The 22,945-nt window shown below is 60.5% G+C and carries 19 protein-coding genes and 1 pseudogene; 8 read left to right on the forward strand and 12 right to left on the reverse strand.

Annotated elements, in window-relative coordinates:
• Positions 1–337: 337 nt before the first annotated feature.
• From GKQ23_RS01170 to GKQ23_RS01180, 3 genes are read right to left on the reverse strand one after another with little or no spacing between them, the layout of a single operon-like run.
• Positions 338–820 carry a type VI secretion system tube protein TssD gene (locus GKQ23_RS01170; RefSeq protein WP_212408220.1) on the reverse strand — a complete coding sequence of 161 codons (483 nt, stop codon included), beginning with the start codon at positions 818–820 and terminating at the stop codon, positions 338–340.
• Positions 820–1,191 carry a putative T6SS immunity periplasmic lipoprotein gene (locus GKQ23_RS01175; RefSeq protein ID WP_212408221.1) on the reverse strand — a complete coding sequence of 124 codons (372 nt, stop codon included), beginning with the start codon at positions 1,189–1,191 and terminating at the stop codon, positions 820–822. Before GKQ23_RS01175 ends, GKQ23_RS01170 begins: the two co-directional genes overlap by 1 nt.
• Positions 1,188–1,739 (reverse strand): type IV secretion protein Rhs, encoded by a 552-nt coding sequence (locus GKQ23_RS01180; protein WP_212408222.1) that lies wholly within the window; start codon positions 1,737–1,739, stop codon positions 1,188–1,190. Before GKQ23_RS01180 ends, GKQ23_RS01175 begins: the two co-directional genes overlap by 4 nt.
• A 227-nt stretch (positions 1,740–1,966) precedes the next feature.
• Here GKQ23_RS01180 and GKQ23_RS01185 point away from each other — a divergent pair, with 227 nt between their 5' ends.
• Positions 1,967–2,881, forward strand: a complete 915-nt coding sequence (locus tag GKQ23_RS01185; RefSeq protein WP_212408223.1) for a LysR family transcriptional regulator — start codon at positions 1,967–1,969, stop codon at positions 2,879–2,881.
• 178 nt (positions 2,882–3,059) lie between these two features.
• Here GKQ23_RS01185 and GKQ23_RS01190 read toward each other — a convergent pair whose 3' ends face one another.
• A complete protein-coding gene (locus tag GKQ23_RS01190; protein ID WP_212408367.1) occupies positions 3,060–3,581 on the reverse strand; it encodes an SRPBCC domain-containing protein in 522 nt (173 codons plus the stop codon).
• Between the two features lie 365 nt (positions 3,582–3,946).
• On the opposite strand from GKQ23_RS01190, the gene GKQ23_RS01195 reads away from it, so the two are divergent.
• The 3 genes from GKQ23_RS01195 (at position 3,947) to GKQ23_RS01205 (ending at position 9,588) form a co-directional block, all read left to right on the forward strand.
• Positions 3,947–5,029, forward strand: a complete 1,083-nt coding sequence (locus GKQ23_RS01195; RefSeq protein ID WP_212408224.1) for a LacI family DNA-binding transcriptional regulator — start codon at positions 3,947–3,949, stop codon at positions 5,027–5,029.
• A gap of 161 nt (positions 5,030–5,190) precedes the next feature.
• The gene (locus tag GKQ23_RS01200; RefSeq protein ID WP_212408225.1) at positions 5,191–8,274 is read left to right on the forward strand and encodes a beta-galactosidase; all 3,084 of its coding nucleotides are present in this window, start codon (positions 5,191–5,193) and stop codon (positions 8,272–8,274) included.
• A 60-nt stretch (positions 8,275–8,334) separates the two neighbouring features.
• Entirely contained in the window at positions 8,335–9,588 is a 1,254-nt protein-coding gene (locus GKQ23_RS01205) for an MFS transporter (RefSeq protein ID WP_056237429.1), read from the forward strand.
• Positions 9,589–9,675: 87 nt separating this feature from the next.
• On the opposite strand, the gene GKQ23_RS01210 is transcribed toward GKQ23_RS01205, so the two are convergent.
• From GKQ23_RS01210 to GKQ23_RS01235, 5 genes are read right to left on the reverse strand one after another with little or no spacing between them, the layout of a single operon-like run.
• Complete coding sequence (locus GKQ23_RS01210) at positions 9,676–10,854, reverse strand: substrate-binding domain-containing protein (RefSeq protein ID WP_212408226.1); 1,179 nt, start codon at positions 10,852–10,854, stop codon at positions 9,676–9,678.
• Complete coding sequence (locus GKQ23_RS23790; protein WP_249168388.1) at positions 10,841–12,427, reverse strand: inositol monophosphatase family protein; 1,587 nt, start codon at positions 12,425–12,427, stop codon at positions 10,841–10,843. Before GKQ23_RS23790 ends, GKQ23_RS01210 begins: the two co-directional genes overlap by 14 nt.
• Positions 12,428–12,480: 53 nt before the next feature.
• Positions 12,481–13,584 (reverse strand): ABC transporter substrate-binding protein, encoded by a 1,104-nt coding sequence (locus GKQ23_RS01225; protein ID WP_212408227.1) that lies wholly within the window; start codon positions 13,582–13,584, stop codon positions 12,481–12,483.
• Positions 13,581–14,696: an ABC transporter ATP-binding protein gene (locus tag GKQ23_RS01230; protein ID WP_212408228.1), complete on the reverse strand. Its 1,116-nt coding sequence runs from the start codon at positions 14,694–14,696 to the stop codon at positions 13,581–13,583. Before GKQ23_RS01230 ends, GKQ23_RS01225 begins: the two co-directional genes overlap by 4 nt.
• A 1-nt stretch (position 14,697) precedes the next feature.
• Positions 14,698–16,521 carry an iron ABC transporter permease gene (locus GKQ23_RS01235; RefSeq protein WP_212408229.1) on the reverse strand — a complete coding sequence of 608 codons (1,824 nt, stop codon included), beginning with the start codon at positions 16,519–16,521 and terminating at the stop codon, positions 14,698–14,700.
• Positions 16,522–16,812: 291 nt separating this feature from the next.
• Here GKQ23_RS01235 and zinT point away from each other — a divergent pair, with 291 nt between their 5' ends.
• The 4 genes and pseudogenes from zinT (at position 16,813) to GKQ23_RS01250 (ending at position 18,194) form a co-directional block, all read left to right on the forward strand.
• Positions 16,813–17,460, forward strand: a complete 648-nt coding sequence (gene zinT, locus GKQ23_RS01240; RefSeq protein WP_212408230.1) for a metal-binding protein ZinT — start codon at positions 16,813–16,815, stop codon at positions 17,458–17,460.
• A 276-nt stretch (positions 17,461–17,736) separates the two neighbouring features.
• Positions 17,737–17,802 (forward strand): hypothetical protein, encoded by a 66-nt coding sequence (locus GKQ23_RS24130; RefSeq protein WP_371819992.1) that lies wholly within the window; start codon positions 17,737–17,739, stop codon positions 17,800–17,802.
• A 196-nt stretch (positions 17,803–17,998) separates the two neighbouring features.
• A pseudogene (locus tag GKQ23_RS24115) lies at positions 17,999–18,067 on the forward strand (DUF5431 family protein); the annotation flags it as partial.
• A complete protein-coding gene (locus GKQ23_RS01250) occupies positions 18,036–18,194 on the forward strand; it encodes a type I toxin-antitoxin system Hok family toxin (protein WP_056237410.1) in 159 nt (52 codons plus the stop codon). The pseudogene GKQ23_RS24115 and the gene GKQ23_RS01250, both read left to right, overlap by 32 nt.
• A gap of 279 nt (positions 18,195–18,473) precedes the next feature.
• Here GKQ23_RS01250 and araC read toward each other — a convergent pair whose 3' ends face one another.
• The 3 genes from araC to GKQ23_RS01265 form a co-directional block, all read right to left on the reverse strand.
• Entirely contained in the window at positions 18,474–19,349 is an 876-nt protein-coding gene (gene araC / locus GKQ23_RS01255; RefSeq protein ID WP_212408231.1) for an arabinose operon transcriptional regulator AraC, read from the reverse strand.
• 86 nt (positions 19,350–19,435) lie between these two features.
• The gene (locus GKQ23_RS01260; RefSeq protein WP_056237404.1) at positions 19,436–20,857 is read right to left on the reverse strand and encodes an MFS transporter; all 1,422 of its coding nucleotides are present in this window, start codon (positions 20,855–20,857) and stop codon (positions 19,436–19,438) included.
• A complete protein-coding gene (locus tag GKQ23_RS01265) occupies positions 20,854–22,887 on the reverse strand; it encodes a beta-galactosidase (RefSeq protein ID WP_212408232.1) in 2,034 nt (677 codons plus the stop codon). Before GKQ23_RS01265 ends, GKQ23_RS01260 begins: the two co-directional genes overlap by 4 nt.
• Positions 22,888–22,945 lie beyond the last annotated feature (58 nt).

Here is a 22,945-nt window from a genome sequence, read left to right on the forward strand (position 1 = left end):
AGGAACTGTGGCCTGAGCGGCGTAAACAATCCCTGTAAACAACAAAAGCGCCAGAGGCGCTTTTGTTGTTTGGACAAACACCCTATTTAATTCAGGTACCTGACCACTTTCTGCGCATGTATTATGTCGGAACAGGGAATAACATACGCGTTCATTGCATAAAACCTTACCACCGGGGAGCCTGACTTTGCAACCACAGGACTATGCCGCCATTGAGACGTCAATTTCCGTCGCTCGTCTGCGGAGCTACGGTGCGTTGACCAACAACGGCGTGACTGAACAGCGTATCGGGGCTTACCTGTGGAATAAACGTGTCAGCGGAACTCTTAAGCGGGTATCACTCTGTTTTTTTCATCCATGAGTCACTGTACTGAATGTTTCCTTCTTTATAGTGCCAGGTGATGCCCCTGAACCTCAGGGCTACGGTTTCTAACATATTGGGGTGCCGCGATCCTGCAATATAGCTGTGTGAAGCTTCAACCGACATCACCACGACATCATCCAGCACTACGCGATAGATTTCATATTCCAGCCCGGAGTCGTTAGTGTCGTAATATCGCATCTCTGCTTTCTGCAACCTGCGGCTTTCACACACGGCTATTGCCAGATAAGGCGAAATCTTATCGATATACTTGTGAATGATAAAAGGCTTATGCATACGTGTTCCGGTGATACTTCCGCTGTGAGCGTCCACGCCAAGAGATACAGCATAACTGCTGCTCATGATCTCGATTGCGCCTTCCCTGCCTGCTAACAGACAGTCTCCTTTGATAAGTACACCATTTTCATTGTATAAGAACAGATAAGCGGGTAAAGACATTAGAGACTCCTTTGCATGCTGAATACATTCCAGTTGTTATCTATGAAAAAAACATAACGATACTTAGTGTCATTCAAAATGTAGTAGGCGTAGTATTTGTATCCCGTCTTTAATTTTATATCAAAGCAGGTTTCAGGATATGATAATCCTGGGTTTCCATAACCGGATTCAAGAACTGATTCACTCGATATTTTTTTGATGTACTCAAGTGAATATTTTTTAAGAACGTCTTTTTTGTCAACACTAAAACAAACTTTTTCTGGCGAAAGATAAATCGATCTCCAGTGATTGTAAATTAGTCTGTCGCCCTCGCCTGGGCAACCTGTCAATAAAAAGATCAGCGGGGTGACAGTGAACAGCGATAGTTTCATTGTGGAAAGCTCCCTAAAATATCCCTGTATTTTTCTATCAGATTTTCTACTGATTCAGATGAGGGGTAGTGCCTGTAGTTAATGTTTGCTTTAGTATGATAAAAACCACCGTGTAGTAATACCCAATAATCACTTACTAAGCTGGCCTGTTGTTCCAGACTGTAATCAAGTAGATTTTCTTTGTCCAGGCTGTAGCTGTAATCAGCAGCCCACGAAAAAGCACCTCGTGTTCTGACCCACATACCTCGCTGATGCTGCCATACATGCATCATTTCATGGAGAAACATATGTTGCATCTTTATTGAAGTTTTAGAAAAATCCTCCTCATATACGCCTTCCTGAAACCACATTTCGCCATTAGGCGTCATCGCCGTGAAATTACCCTGAAGATTGAACGGTAAATAGCTTCCTCTGTGTACCCACACTTTATTATAGTGAATGCTGTAACCGAAAAGCGTAACAGCCAGCACAATTTCACCGGGTTTTAACAACCGCAGGCCGCCTGGTTTTGTTACGTCGTCCTCACCGGGGTTTTTGTAGTAATCCATACATTCCTCCTTGAGTTTAAAAGCCACTTTATCAATGTGCCGGGTAAGGGCAATCATGGAATTGCCGAAAATCCTTGAGGTAATTAATTCTTTATTAAAAAATTAAGGTCGTTTATGTTCAGTGCGTATTTACCGACGGGCAGAGAAAGATTCAGGGTAAATAAAGGTTAACCCTTTATCACTACATGATATAATCTGTAGGATTACCATAAACCGTGCTCATCACCATGACCACTATCAGAACCCTCGATCTCAACCTGCTAAAGGCGCTGGACGTGCTGCTGGAGGAGTGCAACGTCACCCGCGCTGCTGCACGTATCGGTGTCACCCAGCCGGCGATGAGCGGCATGCTGACCCGGCTACGGGATAATTTTGGCGATCCGCTGTTTGTGCGTGCCCGGCACGGCATGGTGCCGACGCCGCGCGCGCAGGCGCTGAAGCTGCCGCTGAAACAGCTGCTGGGGGAGATCGATGGCCTGCTGCAGCCTCCCGGATTTGACCCGTCTTCCGCCCGGCTGACCTTTACTCTGGCGGCAACCGACTATGCGCTGCGGGCGGTGGCGCTGCCGTTTCTTGCCGCGCTGAAGACGCTGGCACCGCAGATTCAGGTGGCGCTGGACGACCGGCAGATTCAGGGGCAGCTGGAGCGCGGGGAGATTGACGTAGCGCTGGTCACGCGGGACAGTACGCTAGCGGATCTGCACGCGCGCGATCTGTTTACCGAGCACTATGTCTGTGTGCTGCGGGAGGGGAATCCGGCGCTGGTGGCGGGGGGCGGTGCGCTGAGCCTCGACCGTTTCTGCCAGCTCGATCAGGCGCTGGTCTCTTATACCGGCGGCGGATTCCACGGCGTGACCGACGCCGCGCTGGCGCAGCAGGGCAGGCAGCGCCGGGTGACGCTGTCGGTGAACAGCTTCCTGATCCTGCCGGAGGTGCTGCGTGCCAGTGATATGGTGGCCGTGCTGCCCGCCCGACTGGTGGCCGGGATGGTGGGGCTGGCCGTGTGTGAACCGCCGCTGGCGATCCCCGGCTTTGTCAAAGTCGCCGCCTGGCACCCGCGCAGCCATCACGACGTGGCGCAGCGCTGGCTACGGCAGCTGCTGTTCAGCAGTTGTGTAACAGGTGGCGTTGGCGAGGGTTGACCGCCGTGCCTGGCCGTTGGACGCAAAGGCGTTAAACCCTGCCAGGCGACGTCGAATCCCTGCTGTCGCAACAGGTCAGCGATCGGTATACATGCCCGACGGGGGGGCAACAGTCAGCCGGGGCCACGGGTCGCCGCCGTGTCTGGCGGCAGGTGGGGGTAGATGTGACAGGCGGTGTTTATTCGCGGGGCACGCGTGCCCGTGCCGCCGCCACCAGCCCGTCCAGCCATTCCTGGTGGCCGTTGATCATCGCATTAGGTTTAGCGGCGTGCAGCGCTTCCGCCGGTTTCCCCTTCTGGGTTTCCTGCGTCAGAATACGCACCCGGCCGCCCTCGAGATCTTCCACCAGCCAGGCGTGATGCACGTCCAGCCGCTGGTCAGTGCCTTCTTCTCCCACCCAGCCGTGCCAGGCCACGCGCCCGGGCTGGCCCGCCGCCGGTGGTACATACTCACTGCAGCGCGCCTCCACCGGAAAACCGAAAGTTTCAAAGTAAAAGCGGCTGCCGTCGGCCAGAGTCGGACCAGCGTGGTCGTAAAAGCGGATACTGGCCGAATTGGCATAGTAGCCCGGCCATTCAGCCGGGACGCTCAGCAGTGGCCAGATATCGGCAGCGCTCAGGCCAGCGACAATCACTTCGTTTGAAGCAAAATTCTCCGTAAAGCCGGGAAGGTAGTTTTCCGGCCAGATAATCGCGTTCATTTTCATGGTAAAGCTCCTCTGTGTGTCTCAAGCCAGTACAGGATGATGCTGCGCGCACCGGCGGCGGAAATGATCCGGCGCTTAGCGGCTGGCATGGGCAGGATAGTGGCGGAGGTTAAGACATAAGGCCAATCGTGATCTTTTATGTCAGACATCAGAAATAATGATATTAGGGGATATCCTGGCGATGGCTTGCGCTGTTTTGTTCAAAGCACCGTCGCCGAGGGCCGTCGGGTTGGTGGAAGCGGTTGAGCGGGCAACCCATTCGACTGTCTGAAGGAACGCACAGCGTCCCTTTTGCTGTGCCACCCCCGCCTCGCTGTGGCATGATACCCGCCAACCCCCACCGCCATCAGGAACCTCTTATGAAACCCGTTACGCTGTACGACGTCGCCGACCACGCCGGGGTCTCTTATCAGACCGTTTCCCGGGTGGTGAACCAGGCAAAGCACGTCTCGGATCGCACCCGTGAACGGGTGGAAGCGGCGATGGCGGAGCTGAACTACATTCCTAACCGGGTGGCGCAGCAGCTGGCGGGCAAGCAGACGGCGCTGATCGGCGTGGCCACCGTCAACCTGGCGCTGCACGCCCCGTCACAGATCGTGGCGGCGATCAAATCCCGCGCCGACCGCGCCGGTGCCAGCGTGGTGATCGCGATGGTCGAGCGCAGCGGCGTGCAGGCCTGCGTGGCGGCGGTCAACAACCTGCTCGGGCAGCGGGTCAGCGGCCTGATCGTCAATTTCCCGCTGGAAGATGACGATGCCGCCACGGTAGCCGCCGCCTGCGGCGGCGTGCCGGTGCTGTTTCTGGACGTCTCCGACAGTTCGCCGATCAACAGCGTCAGTTTCTCCCATGAGGCCGGGGCGCGGCTGGGGGTGGAGCGCCTGGTCGCGTGCGGACACCGGCGTATCGCGCTGCTGGCTGGCCCGCAGAGTTCGGTGGCCGCACGCCAGCGCCTGGCCGGCTGGCATCGCTGGCTGGCGCAGCATCAGCTGCAGCCGCTGGCGCAGCTGGAAGGAGACTGGAGCGCCATCTCCGGTTTTGAGCAAACCAGCCGCCTGCTCAACGGCGGCACGGTGCCGCAGGCGCTGCTGGTGGCCAATGACCAGATGGCGCTGGGGGCGATGCGGGCAATCAGCGAGTATGGCCTGCGGGTGCCGGCGGATATTTCGGTGATTGGCTATGACGATACCGAAGACAGCTCCTGCTATATTCCGCCGCTGACCACCGTCAAGCAGGATTTCCCGCTACTGGGGCAGAGCAGCGTTGACCGGTTGCTGCGCATGACCCAGGGTGAAACGATCACCGGCAACCAGCTGTTATCAGTGACGCTGGTGGAGCGACAGACCGTGAGCGCTCCCGGTACCCATGCCGCCTCACCGCAGGCGCTGGCGGATACGCTGCTGCAGATCTCCCGCCAGCTGGCGCAGATGAAACCGGAAGGTTAATTTCCCGCCGCAGGGCGCAGTTTTCCACGCATATCATCCGTTCAGATAACGATATCTGTGAGGCACCTCACTCATTGGGCATCGTTTGCTTTACAGCATCATTTCCGCAACCTATGTTGAAAAAATTGTGAGCGAGTAACAATTTTACTGAGGATCGCGCGATGACCCTGAACACTGATTCACTGAACGCCGTACTGGCCCGCCGCGACTGGGAAAACCCCGGCGTAACGCAGATTAACCGCCTTGAGGCGCACCCGCCGTTCTTTAGCTGGCGTAACGCCGCGGATGCGCGTGACAACCGCCATTCGGACCAGCGCCGCAGCCTGAACGGCAGCTGGAAGTTCTCGTATTTTTCACAGCCGGAAGCGGTGCCGGAAAGCTGGGTAAACGGCGATCTGGCCGATGCCGATTCAGTGCGGGTGCCCTCAAACTGGCAGATGGACGGCTATGACGCGCCGATCTACACCAACGTCACCTATCCGATCCCGGTCAATCCGCCGTTTGTTCCCGCCGATAACCCGACCGGCTGTTACTCGCACACCTTTACTCTGGATGACGACGCGCTGCGCGACGGACAGACCCGCATCGTGTTTGACGGCGTCAACTCGGCGTTTCACCTGTGGTGCAACGGTCGCTGGGTCGGCTACGGCCAGGACAGCCGCCTGCCGTCTGAGTTTGATCTCAGCGCGTTTTTACAGCCGGGCGAAAACCGGCTGGCTGTGCTGGTGCTGCGCTGGAGCGACGGCAGCTACCTGGAAGACCAGGATATGTGGCGCATGAGCGGCATCTTCCGCGACGTGTCGCTGCTGCACAAGCCGGCCACGCGGCTGCGCGACCTGCGTATCACCACCCGCTTTAACGATGATTTCAGCCGTTCGGTGCTGAACGCGCAGGTGAGAGTGCAGGGGACCTTATCGGACGATCTGCGCATCTGCCTGCAGCTGTGGCAGGGGGAAACCCAGGTCGGCAGCGCCACCTCCGCGCTGGGCAGCGACATTATTGACGAACGCGGCGCGTACGCGGACCGCACCACGCTGTCGCTTAAGGTTGAAAATCCGGCGCTGTGGAACGCTGAAACGCCGAACCTCTACCGCGCGGTGGTGCTGCTACAGCGTGCTGACGGCGAGCTGATTGAAGCGGAAGCCAGCGACGTCGGTTTCCGTCAGGTAAGCATTGAGGACGGGCTGCTGCGGCTGAACGGCAAACCGCTGCTGATCCGCGGCACCAACCGCCACGAACACCACCCGGAACACGGTCAGGTGATGGATCGCGAGACGATGATTAAAGATATCCTGCTGATGAAGCAGAATAACTTTAACGCCGTGCGCTGTTCGCACTACCCGAATCATCCGCTGTGGTACAGCCTGTGCGACCAGTATGGCCTGTACGTGGTGGATGAAGCCAATATCGAAACCCACGGCATGGTGCCGATGAACCGCCTGAGCGACGATCCAACGTGGCTGCCGGCGATGAGCGAGCGCGTTACCCGCATGGTGCAGCGCGACCGTAACCACCCGAGCATCATCATCTGGTCGCTGGGCAATGAATCCGGCCACGGCGCAAACCACGACGCGCTCTACCGCTGGCTGAAGTCGGAAGATCCGTCGCGCCCGGTGCAGTATGAAGGCGGTGGGGCCAACAGCGCGGCCACCGATATTATTTGCCCGATGTACGCGCGCGTCGACCAGGACCAGCCGTTCCCCGCGGTGCCGAAATGGTCGATCAAAAAATGGCTGTCGATGCCGGGCGAGCAGCGTCCGCTGATCCTCTGCGAATACGCCCACGCGATGGGCAACAGCCTCGGCGGCTATGACAAATACTGGCAGGCGTTCCGCGCTTACCCGCGCCTGCAGGGCGGCTTTGTCTGGGACTGGGTCGACCAGTCGCTGATCAGATACGACGACCAGGGTCAGCCGTGGTCGGCCTACGGCGGCGACTTTGGCGACACGCCGAACGACCGTCAGTTCTGCATGAACGGGCTGGTGTTTGCCGACCGCACGCCGCACCCGTCGCTGTACGAGGCGAAACACGCCCAGCAGTTCTTCCAGTTCCGCCTGCTGAACGGTGAAACGCCGAAAATTGAAGTCACCAGCGAATACCTGTTCCGCCACAGCGATAACGAGGTCCTGCACTGGACGCTGGCGCAGAACGGCCATCAGCTCGCCAGCGGCGAGTGGCCGCTGGATATCGGCCCGGAAGGGACGCAGGTTGTTACGCTGCCGGCCTTTACCCTGCCCGCCAGCGCAGGCGATCTGTGGCTCACCGTACGTGTGCAACAGCCGCAGGCCACCGCCTGGTCCGATGCCGGGCATATCAGCGCCTGGCAGCAGTGGCCGCTGGCGGAGGTGCTGAGCGCCACGCCGGAGCAGCCTGCCGGTCAGGCGCCAGAGCTGAGCGTCAGTGAGCAGAGCTTTACGATTGACAGCGGCAGCACCCGCTGGGAGATCTGCCGCCAGCAGGGGCTGCTGGTGCAGCAGTGGGTCAACGGACAGGCGCAGCTGCTCAGCCCGCTCACCGACCAGTTTACCCGCGCGCCGCTGGATAACGATATCGGCGTCAGCGAAGCCAGCCGCATCGATCCCAATGCCTGGGTTGAGCGCTGGAAGGCCGCCGGCCACTATCAGGGCGAAGCGCAGCTGCTGCAGTGCGAGGCAGAAGCGCTTGCCGCCGCCGTGCTGGTGACCACCGTGCACGCCTGGCAGCACCAGGGCCAGACGCAGTTTATCAGCCGCAAAACTTACCGCTTCAGCGGCAGCAGCGTGCAGATTGACGTGGGCGTGGAGGTGTCGCGCAATACGCCGCACCCGGCGCGCATCGGCCTCAGCTGCCAGCTGGCGACCGTGCAGCCGCGGGTCAGCTGGCTGGGCCTTGGCCCGCATGAAAACTACCCGGATCGTCTGGCCTCCGCCTGCTTCGACCGCTGGGAGCTGACGCTGGAGGAGATGCACACCCCTTACGTGCATCCGTGTGAGAACGGCCTGCGCTGCGGCACCCGCGAACTGCGGTACGGCGCACACCAGTGGCGCGGCGACTTCCAGTTCAGCATCGGCCGCTACGGCCAGCAGCAGCTGATGGCCACCAGCCATCGCCACCTGCTGCTGCCGGAAGAGGGCACCTGGCTGAATATTGACGGCTTCCATATGGGGGTCGGCGGCGATGACTCCTGGAGCCCGTCGGTGTCGCCGGAGTATCTGCTCAGCGCGCAGCGTTATCACTATCAGCTGTGCTGGTCACAGAATAATTAACGGCATCCTCAGCGGGCAGGGAAGTTAACCCTGCCCGTCACTGGCGTAAGGATCTTCAGCATGAACTATTTAAAGAACACCAATTTCTGGATGTTTGGTTTCTTCTTCTTTTTCTACTTCTTCATTATGGGAGCCTATTTCCCGTTCTTCCCGATCTGGCTGCACGACATTAACCACATCAGCAAAAGCGACACCGGCATTATCTTCTCCTGTATTTCGCTGTTTGCTCTGCTGTTTCAGCCGATTTTTGGCCTGCTCTCCGACAAGTTAGGGCTGCGTAAGCACCTGCTGTGGGTGATCACCGGCATGCTGGTGATGTTTGCGCCGTTCTTTATTTACGTGTTTGGCCCGCTGCTGCAGACCAACATTCTGCTGGGCTCGATCGTCGGCGGCATCTACCTGGGCTTTATCTACAACGCCGGCGCGCCGGCGATCGAAGCCTATATCGAGAAAGCCAGCCGCCGCAGCCAGTTTGAATTTGGCCGCGCGCGCATGTTCGGCTGTGTGGGCTGGGCGCTGTGCGCCTCGATCGTCGGCATTATGTTCACCATCAACAACCAGTTTGTCTTCTGGCTCGGATCCGGCTGTGCAGTGATCCTCGCTATCCTGCTGTACTTCTCGCGTACGGATAAAAACTCCACCGCCGGCGTGGCGGATGCGGTCGGGGCCAATCAGCCGACGTTTAACGTCAGGCTGGCGCTGGAGCTGTTTAAACAGCCAAAGCTGTGGTTCCTGTCGCTGTACGTGGTCGGCGTCTCCTGCACCTATGACGTGTTTGACCAGCAGTTCGCCAACTTCTTTACCGGCTTCTTCGCCACCACCGATCAGGGCACGCGGGTGTTCGGTTACGTCACCACCCTGGGCGAGCTGCTTAACGCCAGCGTGATGTTCTTCGCCCCGCTGATCGTTAACCGCATCGGCGGTAAGAACGCGCTGCTGCTGGCCGGGATGATCATGTCGGTGCGCATTATCGGCTCCTCGTTTGCCACCACCGCGGTGGAGGTGGTGGTGCTGAAGACGCTGCACATGTTTGAAATTCCGTTCCTGATCGTCGGCTGCTTCAAATACATCACCAGCCAGTTTGAGGTGCGTTTCTCGGCCACCATCTACCTGGTGTGCTTCTGCTTCTTCAAGCAGCTGGCGATGATCTTTATGTCGGTGTTTGCCGGTAACATGTATGACAGCATCGGTTTCCAGGGCGCGTACCTGGTGATGGGTCTGGTGGCGCTGGCCTTTACGCTGATTTCCGTCTTCACCCTCAGCGGCCCGGGGCCGCTCTCATGGATGAAATCACGCCCGCGCGAAGCGGTGTAGTTGCCGGGCGGGTTCACACCCGGCCGGGGTTGCCTTTGCTCTGCCGTCCACGCCATCCCCAGGGATGGCGTTTCTCATCCAGCGCGCTTACAGCGTCCTGCGACGCACGGCTGCCGCCTGAAACAGCCGTTTGCCCGGCGGCCACGCTGCCGGTGACAGCAGCATCTCGCAGGCGGCCTGGGCCATCTCCGCCAGCGGCTGGGCGAAGGTGGTCAGCTGATAGCCAATCCAGCCCGCCTGTTCAATATCATCAAACCCCAGCACGCTGAGATCCTCCGGCACGCGCAGGCCATATTCGTGCCGTGCCACGTCCAGCACGCCGCAGGCCAGCAGGTCGGTCACGCAGAAGATGCCGTCCGGCGGCTGGCCGCCGCCGAACAGTTCACGCGCGGCGGCCACCCCGCTCTGATAGCTGGCCGGCCCGGCCCGTACGACCCGGCAGTCAATGGCTGCCTGCCGTGCGGCGGTGAGAAAACCCGCTTCCCGCGTCACCATACTGGGTGAGCGCGCGGTAGAGGAGACCAGCGCCAGCCGGCGCCGCCCGGCCTCGCGCAGCAGGGCAAAGGCCTCGCTCATGGTGGACCGGTAGTCAATTTCAATATGGTCAGCGCCGCTGAACTCCCCCATGCGGTTAATCAGGATCACCTGCTGCCCGCTCTGCAGGCAGGTCTCAATCAGCGAGCGGTCCGGCTTGCCGGAAAGTACGATGGTGGCGGTAGAGCGGTAGTTCAGCGTCTGCGCCAGCGCGTCGCGTGCGCTCTCCGCGCCCTCATCGGTGTTGATCACCATCACCGCCCGCTGCGCCTGGTGCAGACGGCGGGTCAGGTGCTCCAGCAGGCTGGCCTGGTACGGCGAACTGAGGTTGCCGCCGAGGATACACACCGGGCGACTTGCCTCCTTCGACAGGCCGCGCGCCAGGTGATTAACGTGGTAGTTCAGCGTTTCGGCGGCGGCCAGCACCCTGCGGCGGGTTTCCGCCGAGACGCTGCCGCCGGTGGTAAAGGTGCGCGACACCGCCGAACGCGACACGCCCGCCAGCCGCGCGACCTCGCTGGCGCTGGCAAAGCCTTTTGTGGCGTTGACACCCTCGGCCCAGGCTGCCGCTGCGCCGGCGTGGTGCAGGCCTTTATTGCCAGCGTCATGGGCGGCCTGCTCTGTCGTTTCACCGGCGCGAGCCAGGCCGGTGTCGCCGTGGTCAACATTGGCCAGACTGGCTAATCCACCAGCCTGGGGCTGGCCCTTTCCACCGTCGTCACGCCCGGTCATCGCGGTGCTCCGTGGCCCGCAGCGCCCGTTCACGGACGATCGCCCACTCGGCCAGCCGGGTCAGCGATGGCTTCGGCGTTTCAAACCACTCGTCGGGGTGCAGCTCACGTTTATCGCGGATCAGCGCAATCGCCGCGTCCAGCGTCGGAAACTGCTGCGGGCATTCAAGATGCAGAAACAGCGCCACCAGCGCCACCGAGCGGCTGCGCCCGCCGCGGCAGTTGACCAGAATATTGCCGCGTTCGCGGTTGCGGTAGGAGGCTTTGTCCGGGATCTGCTGCAGCAGCGCGGCGCGCATCAGCAGATAGCCGGCGTGCAGCATCTCCGGCGCGTTACCCTCGCCGTCGATCAGCCCCAGCTTGTAGTAGCGCACGCTGCCGCTACCGTGGCGCAACAGGTGCGGCGCGCTGCCCGGCTCCGCAAGGTTGACCCAGTCAATATCGAGATTGACCGCGCAGTTGATCACCGTGCGGATATGGTGCTGGTCCAGCAGGGCCAGATCGGTGACGCCGTCGGAGCCGCCGATATAAATATCCATTCCCCAGCAGGGAAGGTCGGCGGCAATCAGGCTGACCGGCGGTCGAGGATAATGCCGGGCGGCGTTATTCAGCGCATCCTCCCCCTCTGCGGAAGCGTGGCCAGCAGCCGTCCGCTGGCTGGCGGGTGATCCGCCGGTGTTGGCAGAGTCAGTCGGCAGCGTATCGGTGAAGAGGGCTGTTTCGCTGCCCGCCGCGTTGACGTTATGCCGTTCAGCCTTCAGATCCTTTGTTGAATGCTCTGCCAGCGGGATCGCACTGGCCTGCGCCAGCGCCGCAGCCACGCCGGGTGCCGCAGCCAGCACCGGTAGCCCGGCGTAAATCCCGGCGGCATCCTCGGGCACGACTCCGATGCGGCCGCCGGCTTCCGCCACCAGCAGCAGCCCGGCAAGGCAGTCCCAGGCGTTCATATGGGCCTCAACGTAACCATCGCTGCGCCCTTCGGCCACCCAGGCCAGCGCCAGCGCGCCGGAACCGCCACGCCGCACGGTGGCGCCGCCGTTCAGCAGTGCTGCCATCACGTCGAGGTAACGGCGCTGGCTGTGGCGTGATGACCAGCCCAGCTCAAAGGCGGCACGGCGGCTGTCGTCGGTGCCGGCGCAGCGCAGCGGGCGATCGTTTTTCAGCGCGTAGTGGCCGCGCCGTGCCAGATACAATTCCTCGCTGACCGGGTTATAAATCGCCCCCAGCTCGGTGACGCCGTGGCGCACCCAGGCGATACAGATACAGAAATGGGCGATGCCGCGGGCAAAGTTGGCGGTGCCGTCAATCGGATCAATCACCCACAGGCTGTGCGCGTCGGCGGGCGGCTGCGCGGACTCTTCCCCGAGGATCAGATCCTGTGGGAACCGCTCGCGCAGGGCCTGCATCAGCTGCGCCTCCACCAGCGTATCGGTTTCGGTAAGGATATCCTGATGGCCCTTCAGCTGGTATTCGCCCGGCTGGCGCGCGTTAAAACCGGCAAGTGCGGTCGTGCCGGCCTGCAGGATCAGCTGTTTTAACGCCGCTTCACGCGGCTCTGTCTCAAAATGAGTCAAAATGTACTCCCTGTTGCAAAGAAGCAAACCGCCGCGCCCGGCGCGGCGGTCGGTTATTTTTTAACGCTCAGGCTCCAGAGGTCCTGCCAGTCCTGACGGCTGCGCCAGTCCTCTTTCGCCGTGGCGGTCAGGTACTCCATCAGCTCGCCGCGGTGCGCACCAATGCCGGAGGCCTCATCCGCCGGCAGGCTGACCGCCGGGTTGGTCGACATCTTGCCATCCACCCCCTGCGGCGCGATGCCTTCGGCGCTCAGCAGATAGCGGATAAACAGCTTCGCGCTGTTCGGGCTGCGGCTGCCGGTGGCGATCACCCCGAGACTCGGGTAGTTCCAGCCGATAAACGGCTGCATGCCACTGCACAGCCCCAGCGTCATGCCCTGTTTGTTATCGCGAAACTTGGCGGTAGAGACCAGCCCGACAAAATCGGATTTGGCGTCCGGCGCGCCGATGGCGGCGGCAGCATCGTTATCGGAATGGGTCAGCAGCACTCCGTTGGCCGCCAGCGCCTTGACCCAGGCGGCGGTGGCCGAAGCTTCAGTCGTCTGCAGCGGTTTGCCAAACGCCTGCTGATAGGCCGCGCGGATCTGTGCGTCATAATGGGTCTCCAGCTGGCTGAACCAGTCGGTGTAGGCCGGCTTGCTGCCCGGATCCTGCATCGCCACCCGGCCGCGCCACGCCGGCTGGGTCAGCTGCCAGATGTTGTTCACCGGGCAGGTGGCGTGATGAGCGATGTTATAGGCAAACACGTTAGGGGCCAGTACCAGGGTAAGCGGCTGCTGATAGCGGTCGCCGATGCTGCCCTTCAGGTCGTCGGGCACCCAGCTCTGTACGTAGCCTTTATCCAGCAGCTGGGTGATCCCCGCCGGCGCGTCTTCCACGATCGCCACGTCGGTGCGCACGTTTTTGGCCTGCGCTTCGCGGCTCATAATTTCAATGATCTGCGGCGCATCTGCCTTCACGCCCACCGCCTGCAGGCCGTACTGCGCGCTGAAGGATTTGGCCTGCTGAACAATTTTGCCGGTGGAGGCGTAGACGGTAATCGGCTGCTCCTGACGGGCGGCGTCGATCAGCGCCTGTAGCTGGCTGTCCTGTGCGTGGGTCAGCGGGCTGGCGGTCAGTGCGGCAAAAACGGCGAGGGCGGTCAGAGTCTGTTTCATCCTGCTTCCTGAGTGAAAAGTGAAAAATCGGCGGCGGCGGCCGGCTCGTGGCGCTGGCCTGCGGGGGTAAAGAAGTGCAGCGCATCGGCCGGCAGCTGGCAGTAAACCTGCTGGCCGGCCTGCCAGCGCGGGCGCAGCTGGGTGGAGTGGAACAGCCGGTCGTGGCCGTTGACCAGCTCAATCACCCAGCTGCCGCCGGTGGGCATAATATTGTCGAGGGTCATCGCGACGCTGTGCGGGTATGGTCGCTCATGCAGCACGATCTCTTCCGGACGGATGCCGCACACGCAGGCCTCCCCGTTAACGCTCGGGTAGCGCTGCTGCAGATGTTCCGAGAGCAGGCTTACAGGCTGATGCAGCGGGATCATATTCAGCTTCGGCGTGCCGATAAACTCCGCCACAAAGCGGTTGGCGGGGCGTGCGTAGATCGCATCCGGCGTGCCGACCTGCTGCATCTCACCGGCGCTCATCACCGCAATGGTGGTGGCCAGCGTCATCGCTTCCCACTGGTCGTGGCTGACAAACACGATGGTGGTGCCAAAGGTGGCATGCAGGCGCTTCAGCTCGGCGCGCATCTCCAGCCGCAGCGTGGCGTCGAGGTTGGATAGTGGCTCATCGAGCAGCAGCACGCCGGGATTAACCGCCAGCATCCGCGCCAGCGCCACCCGCTGCTGCTGGCCACCGGAGAGCTGCGCCGGATAGCGGCGTGCATAGTCGGCGATGCGCAGCTTCTCCATTACGTCCTGACAGCGGGCGCTGCGCTCGCGTGCAGGCAGCTTCTGCAGGCGCAGGCCGAAATCGACGTTCTGTTCGACGGTCATATGCGGCCACAGCGCGTAGCTCTGAAATACCAGCCCGATACCGCGTTTTTCCGGCGGCAGATATGTGCCGCGCGCCACGGAATCGACCAGCCGGTCGCCAATGGTGATTTCACCGCCGCTGGCGTGCTCTATACCGGCAATCATCCGCAGGATGGTGGTTTTGCCGCAGCCGGACGGGCCCAGCAGGCACAAAAACTCGCCGTCTTTTACCGTCAGGCTGACGTTGTTCACCGCCGGCGTCTCGCTGCCGGGATAGCGTTTGCTCAGATTGCTTAGCTGAATTGAGGGCATGTCAGTTCTCCAGTCCGCTGGCCAGCCCGCTGCCGGTGATCCTCTGGATCAGCAGGGTACCGGCCCATGAAATCAGGGCGATCATCAGCACCACGGCATTGGCCGCCTGCTGGTAGTTGTAATCAATCAGGCGCAGTGAGTACGTGGTCAACACGTCGGTCGCGGGGATGGCCAGGATAATAAACAGGCTGACGCCCTTAATGCCGGAGATAAACGGCAGCAGGATCGCTGTGGCCAGCGGCCCGGCCTGAATCGGGATAACGATGCGGCAGATACGCGACAACCAGCCTGCACCGGCCACGCGTGCGGCCTCTTCCGCCTCCTTGCCCAGCTGGGTCATCGCCGCGATGCCGGAGCGGCTGGCGTAGGGCATCTTTTCGGCGATCAGCGCCAGCACCAGAATCAGCGGCGTGCCGTACAGCGCGGGCAGTGGACCGTGGCTGACCGCAAACAACGATAAAAACGCGGCGGCGAAGGCGATGCCGGGTACCAGGTAAGGCACAAAGGTCACCTGACGCAGGAAGGTGCCGACCCAGCGCAGGTGGCAGCGCATCACCGCATAGCCCACCAGCAGCCCCAGTACGCCGCAGGTCAGCGAGGCCGAACCGACAATCACCAGCGTATTGCCCGCAGCGCGCCAGAACTCGCCGGTCAACAGAATGCCGCTGTGCAGCGCCACGGTATCGAGGTTGTGGCCGATCCAGTAAGCAAAGGTGAAGTTCTCGCTGTTAAAGCGCCCGGGCAGGATCATGATGGTAGAGAGGAACAGGGTCAGCAGCGGGATCGCCACCCCCAGCAGCACAAACGCCAGCGGCGCGGCGGCGGCGAGGATGCGCCAGCTGCCCAGCCCGCGGCGGCGCTCCATTACCCCTTTGCCGCCGACGGTGACAAAGCGTTTCGCCTCACGCAGCATCTTCATATCCAGCAGCAGGGTGACCATCCCCATCAGCATAATCACCGAGGCCAGCACCGCCGCCACGCCAGACTGACGGGTGCCGATGGCGCGATACAGGCCGGTAGACAGCGTATCGAAGTGGACCGGCAGGCCGAGAATATAGGGCAGGGCGAACTCGCCGATGCAGTCGGCGAAGATCAGCAGCGCGCCTGAGAGCAGCGCCGGGCGCAGCAGCGGCAGGACAATGCGCAGGGCAATAGTGCGGCGCGATGCGCCCAGCACGCGTGCGGACTCCTCCATCTGGCTGTCCATCCTGCGCAGCGCGTTACCGACCATCAGGATCACCAGCGGCGCATAGTGCAGCACCATAATTACCACCATCGGAAACGCGCCGTAGGCCAGCCAGTCTGGCGTCTGAATGCCCATTGCTTCCAGCCAGCCGGGCTGGCCGCCGATCGCCTGGTTTTTAAACAGGGTGCTCCACGCCAGCGCGAAGGTCCAGGAGGGCAGCATAAAGGGCACGATTAGCAGCGTGGCGAAGCTTTTGCGCCCGGCGAGATCGGTGCGGTTAACCAGCCAGGCCAGCTCCACGCCGATCAGCAGCGCACCGGCCACGGTAAACAGTGCCACCGTCAGCGTGTTGAGCAGCGGCGTCCACAGCAGCAGCTCGGACATCCGTGAGGTGAGGGTGCGCAGCAGGTAGTAAGCGGTGAGGCTGCCTTCTGCGGCGGCGGTGCGGTTCTCGTCGCCGCTCTGCACCAGCACGGCGTTCACCAGTACCGAGAGTACCGGTGCCAGAATTAATCCGCTGAAGAGCAGCACCAGCAGCATGCCCAGCAGGTTGGCCGGCTCATGGCTGGCGATGGCGAAACCGTGACGTAACCGCTGCCACGGGGAAATCGTTGTCGGGCGTTCAGCTTGATAAGACACGCTCTGACCTCGGTCAGTGAAAGAGTAAGCGGACTATAGCGACGCCGTATGACAGTTTTGCGATGCGTTTGCACATATGTGCATTTTTTATTTTAAGTGCAAACAGGAAGTCAGGCATAACCACAGGGGTATCGGTTGGGCTTAATGCACGCAGGCAATGCTGGCATTCCGCACGGCTTCACAGCAGGACGTTGCGGTACTGAACTTTAGAGACGATCGAGGAACTTTCATTGAAATGCGTCACAATATGTTATAACGTAACACAAAATAACAGAGAGAGAGGATCCCCCCTTGGTACAGGTAACAAAACTGGCAGTGGTTCTGGGAACATTATGCTTCAGCTATCAGGCGCTGGCCCATGGCCATCACGATCACGGCAAGCCGCTGACCGCGGCTGAAACCCAGGCGGCGGCAGGCGTATTTGCGGATAAAGACGTGAAAGACCGTGCGCTGACCGACTGGGAAGGCGTCTGGCAGTCGGTTTATCCGCTGCTGCAGAAGGGGGCGCTGGATCCGGTGTTTGAGAAAAAGGCTAAGCAGGACGGCAGTAAAACGGCGGCAGAATTCAAAGAGTACTATCGCAAAGGCTACGCCACCGATGTGGATATGCTGGGTATCGAAAACGGCGTGATGGAGTTCCATCGCGGCGACAAAAGCAGCGCCTGCCGCTACGACTACGCCGGCTACAAAATTCTGACCTACGCCTCCGGTAAAAAAGGCGTGCGCTACCTGTTCGAGTGCAAAGAGGCCAACAGCAGCGCGCCAAAGTATGTGCAGTTCAGTGACCACACCATCGGTCCGCGCAAGTCTGCCCATTTCCATATCTTCACCGGAAATACCTCTCAGGAAGCGCTGCTGAAAGAGATGGACAACTGGCCGACTTACTATCCTTATCAGCTGAACGATGCGCAGGTGGTTGACGAGATGCTGCACCACTGATATCTCTGACGAAACGGCAGTTCCGCCAGGGCGGAGAGGGCCGATAATCCGTGGGCGGGGCGATTAACGGGTTGCCGTAACACTATGTTTTTGGACAGATTCCTGGCTTTATCGTCAGGTATGAACAGGCAGATGGCAGTATAATGACCCCGGCGCTTGAGGCTTCTGCTTCAGGTCGTCGGCAGCAGTGCTGATGTGCGTGAGGCAGATGCAGAAAAGCCCCGAAGTTAATTTCCATTAACCCCGAGGCCCCTGTATGCCCAGAAACATCAGGGTATCCTCTTACCTGCCGCAAGGCAAGGAGAAGAAGGTCATGAAACTGCCACTAACGGGTTAGCGTAACACACTGATTTTGGATGTATTCCTGGCGTAATCGTCAGGCGGGAACGGAAAGACGGCAGTATAATGACCCCGGCGCTTGAGGCTTCTGCTTCAGGTTGTCGGCAGCATTGCTGATGTGCGTGATGCAGATGCAGAAAAGCCCCGAAGTTAATTCTCATTAACCCCGAGGCCTCTGTATGCATAGCAACATCAGAGTATCCTCTTACCTGCCGCAAGGCAAGGAGAAGACGGTCATGAAACTGCCGCAAAGCACCCTGTTCTGGTGCGTATTAACGCTGTGTTTAACGCTGTTAATATTCACGTTTCTGATGCGGAAATCGCTGTGTGAGATCCGCTACCGGGATCCGTTCAGGGAGGTGGCGGCGATGATGACCTGCGAACCGGGTAAGTAGCGAACCACTGGCGGGGGTAACCCCGCCTTTCGGTCACTGATGTGGCGGGCAGCGCAAGCGCTTTTACAAAGGGCTCTGAGGGAACTCAGGGCCCTTTTTCCGTCAGGTTTATCCTGCCACCCGCCACCCGGCAGCCATTAGCCATTAGCCATTAGCCATTAGCCATTCTCTCCGCTCTCCGCTTTTCTGTCTCAGCGTCTTTATACTTCGCTGTCCAGTGATCTTTAAGCCTGGCGCCTCCTTTTCTGTAATGCCACGCTTCCGGATCACCCTCACCGGTCAAAACAGCGGTGCCTGATCGAACTTTTTACGGTATTCGCGTGGACTTAGCGTGCGGTGCTGGCTGAAGATGCGCGAGAAGTAGAGCGGGTCTTCATAGCCGACCGCGCGCGCCACCTGGGCAATTGACAGCTGCGTCTGCTGCAGCAGATCGCAGGCGCGGGAGACGCGCTGCTGCTCGCGCCAGGCGGAAAGGGTGGTGCCCATCTCTTTGCGGAACAGATGCGCCAGCCGCGAGGTGGAGATAAAGGCCATGCGCGCCAGTTGCTCTACCCGGGTCTCCTCGGCCAGGTGTTCATTGATGTAGTGGCACACCGTCTGGATGCGCGGGTCGCGGTTTTGCCGGTTGCTGGCGGGCTGCAGCTGAAAAGTCTGCAGTATCAGCCGCTCCAGCGTGTTCATCGCCAGCGCCTCGGCCAGCGGCTCCGCCGCCGCGTTCCAGCGGATCACCTCTTTAAACAGCAGCGCCATCTGCCGGCTGGCGGTCGCATCAAGCGCCGTGCGTCCAATCTGGCCCTGGTATCGATCCCAGCGCAGCCAGTCGCTCCAGCCGGGGCGCGGGATAAAATAGATCCACAGATGATCCCACGCCGGGCTCTCCTTGGCGCGGCCGTAATGGTGGATCACGCCGGGTGGAAAGAGCAGCATCTCATCCTCACTGCAGTAAAACTGCCCGTCGGCGTGATGGATAACGCCACGGCCTTTCAGGGTCAGATTAAGCATATAACCCTTCATGCCGCTGGGCCGGTGAATAAACCAGTCAAGCTTGCTGCCGGGCGTGATAGGCGTAAAGCCGGAAACCATAAAGGCGTTAAAGGTAAAGCGCTTCATCAGCGGGGAGAAGTTTAACAGCTCGGCGTTGTCTGACGCGGTCATCGGCGGCATCCGGCGGAAGTAAGTGCGGCTAGTATAGCCGCGGCCCCCGTCTCACCGGAGGCCGCAGGTTACTTTTGTGCTATCGCTCACGGTTGACCGGGCAACTGCTCTCCGGTCGATACCGCTGTGCCGCTGACGCCCTGCTGGTAGCGCCCTGCGGAGAGGTCCGCCGCCACCTGCGGGTAGATCTCATCCAGCCGGTAGAACCACAGCAGCAGCAGGTTCAGCGCGGCGAGGATCAGCGGGAAGAAGATAAACAGAAACTCGATGGTTTCGACCACCGTGGCCGGCTGCGGTGTGCTGCCGCCGCTGACAAAGCCGGCGGCACCGAGGATCCAGCCGACGCTGGCGGTGCCCAGCCCCATACCCAGCGTCTGCCCCAGCGTGCCGGCGCTGAACAGGATACCTTCGATGCGCAGCCCGGTGCGCCACTCGCCGTAGTCGATGGTATCTGCCAGCAGCGCAAACATGGTCGCCCCGATGCCGCAGAAGCCGACGCTGCGGATGGCGGTCGCGATAATCACAAACAGCGCGTCCTGTTTACCCAGCAGCGGCAGCAGGTAGGCTAGCGAGCTGACCAGCAGGCCCAGCATCGCCAGCCGGCGTTTACCCAGCCTTTTCAGCAGGAAAGGTATAATCAGCAGCGTCAGCAGGCCGGGAATATACTGCGCCATGCTGATATAGGCGATCAGCGACACGTCGTCGAGAATATACTTCGAGTAGTAAACGCCGACGGCGGAGAGCGCGGTTAAGCCGGTAAAGGTGATCAGCAGATAGAAGAACATAATCAGCCAGTAGCGGTTCGCCAGCATCGAGCTGACCACCTGGCGTGGGGTAATACGCTGGCTGTTATCCTTGCTCACCGGCTCAATGCGTTCGCGGGTGCCGAGGGCGGTCAGCAGCAGGAGCAGCGCGGTAAAGAAGCCGAAGATGGCGAAAACAATCACCCATGAGGCGTGGCTGTCGCCAAACAGCGCCACCAGCGGCAGGGTCAGCACCCCCACCGTCAGCGATCCGCAGGTGGACAGCCCTTTACGAAATACGCTGAGAATGCCGCGCTGATAGGGATCGCGGGTGATCAGCGCCAGCAGCGATCCGTAGGCGATATTGTTGGCGGTAAAAAAGACGTTGGCCAGCAGGTAGGTAACGCAAACGTAGGCCACCTTGAGGCCGTAGCTGACGTCCGGCACCGTGGCCATTAGAAACGCCGACAGGCCAAAGGGTACCGCGGTCCACAGCACCCACGGCCGCGCCTTGCCGAGGCGTGAACGGGTTTTATCGATGCGGATGCCGACCCAGATACAGATAATCCCGTCGAGCACGCGGGCGAAGAACATCAGCGAACCGATCAGCAGCGCGGAGATGCCGACCACGTCGGTGTAGAAATAGGCGAGAAAGGTCACCATCATGGTGTAGGTCAGATTGGTGCCATAGTCACCGATGCCAAAGGCCAGCCGCTCCTTCAGGCCAATGCGTTGCAGCTCATCCGGCAGAGTTGATTGCGTCATGCCTGCTTCTCCAGTTCAACGATTGCCACGCCCCAGTCGGCCAGCGTCAGGGTCTCACCGTGCCGTCCGCTGTTGCCGCTCAGCAGCTCACGGCCGGCGGCCGGCCACGCCACGTTCAGCGGCTCTGCCGAGAAATTGAGATAGAACATCAGTGAATGACCGGTACGACTCACGCCGTGCTTCACCACCAGCGGGAAGCGATGACCGCTCACGTCGTGCACGCCGGCCTGCGGCAGCAGACGGGTCAGTACCGCCTGCAGCGCCATTTCGCTGATGTCGCAGCCGATATAGGTGGCGCTGCCCTTGCCGCTGCGGTTGTGCACGATGGCGGCGTATTTTCCCCAGTAAGGGTGCTGATAGCGCGCCCACACCTCTGCTCCGGCGTTATCCACCTCCAGCAGCTCCATCCAGTGGCTGACCTCGCCGTGCTGCGGCGGCAGATCCAGCACCTCCGACTGCAGCGTGACCTCATGCGGCTCAACGAACAGCTGATAGCTGGCCCCGATCGTCTCACGGATAATGGCCGGCTGCCGTTCATGACGCACCTTCAGGTCGGCGTCGGCAAATCCCGACTTAAACGAATAGAGGATATGGCCGCCCTCGGCGACAAAGCGGTTCAGACGCTGCAGTACCTCGTCCGTTACCGCATACAGCAGCGGCACCACCAGCAGCTGATAGCGCTCAATGCGCGGGTCGTCCGGCGTCAGGATATCCACCTCAACGTTCATCCGGTACAGCGTGTCGTAATAGCGGCGGAACAGGTCGTTGTACTGATGCTCCCTGTGACGGCCAAACTGATGCCCCTGATACGGGTGCCAGTCGATGGCGGTCAGGCAGTCGTTGCTGACCAGCAGCGCCACCCGGTTGGGTTTTTGCAGGCCGGCCAGCTGGGGTGACAGCCGTGCCAGCTCCGCGCCGATCTGCTGCGCCTCGCGATACACCGGGTTGGGCTGCAGGTCGTGGCTGAGCAGCCCCTTCCAGTAGGTTTCGAACGAATTGTGCAGCGAATGCCAGTGCCAGTAGCCGATCATCCCGGCGCCGGAGGCGATATGGCTGAAGGCCTGCAGCCGCAGCTGGCCCGGATACGGGGTCCAGTTTTTAAACGCCTGGGCTTCGGTCTCCAGCACCAGGTAGCTGGCATCTTTGGTGGTGCGGGCGATATCACCGCAGAAGGCGATTTCGGCACCGGTCAGCTGATGCTGGCTGGGGTGGTAGATATCCACGCCGGTAATATCCAGCGCTTCTGACGCCGCAAAGTGATCGACCTCGCCGCGCACGCCGTAAGACCAGGTGCGCCACTCAAAATCGAAGTTATGGGTGATAAACTGCGCGGGTTGCCGGTACTCGCGCACCAGCGCCGCCTGCCAGGCGAGGAAATCGGTGACCAGCTGGCGCTGATAGTGCTGAAACGCGGCGCCAAGGCTGGCGTTGATGGTGCTTTCCAGCGGCGGGAAATCTTCCCACGCATCGATGCGGTTGCTCCAGTAGTCAAGACCGAACGCCGCGTTGAGCTGCTGCAGATCGCCGTTAAAACGCTGTTTCAGCTGCTGAATAAAGCCGCGCTGCACGTGTTCGCCACAGCTGTCGTAATACTTGGTTTCGTTATCCACCTGAAAACCGATCACCGCCGGGTGCTGCGCGGTAGCCTGCAACAGCTTTCGAATGATCCGCTCGGCGTAGCGCAGATAGACCGGGCTGGTGATGTCCATCTTCTGCCGCGGGCCGTATTTATTGACTCCCTGTGGGGTGGTGGCCATAACCGACGGATGTTTTTTTGCCAGCCAGGCGGGCAGTGCGTAGGTTGGCGTACCAATAATCACCGCAATCTGATTAGCATGCATCCGTTCCAGCACGGTGAGCACGCTGCTGAAATCAAACTCGCCGTCGCGCGGTTCATAGGTGCTCCAGGTGCTCTCGGCAATGCGTACCACGTTGATCCCGGCGGATTTCATCAGCCGGATGTCCTCATCCAGCCGCTCTACCGGCAGATACTCACGATAATAGGCCACACCGTATAACAGCTTTTCCATCTCTCATCCCCGTTAGTTCTCGTACACAGTTGCGGTACGTTAGCCGGGATGAAAAGCG

The sequence above is a fragment of the Erwinia sp. E602 genome (assembly GCF_018141005.1).
Lineage (GTDB): Bacteria > Pseudomonadota > Gammaproteobacteria > Enterobacterales > Enterobacteriaceae > Erwinia.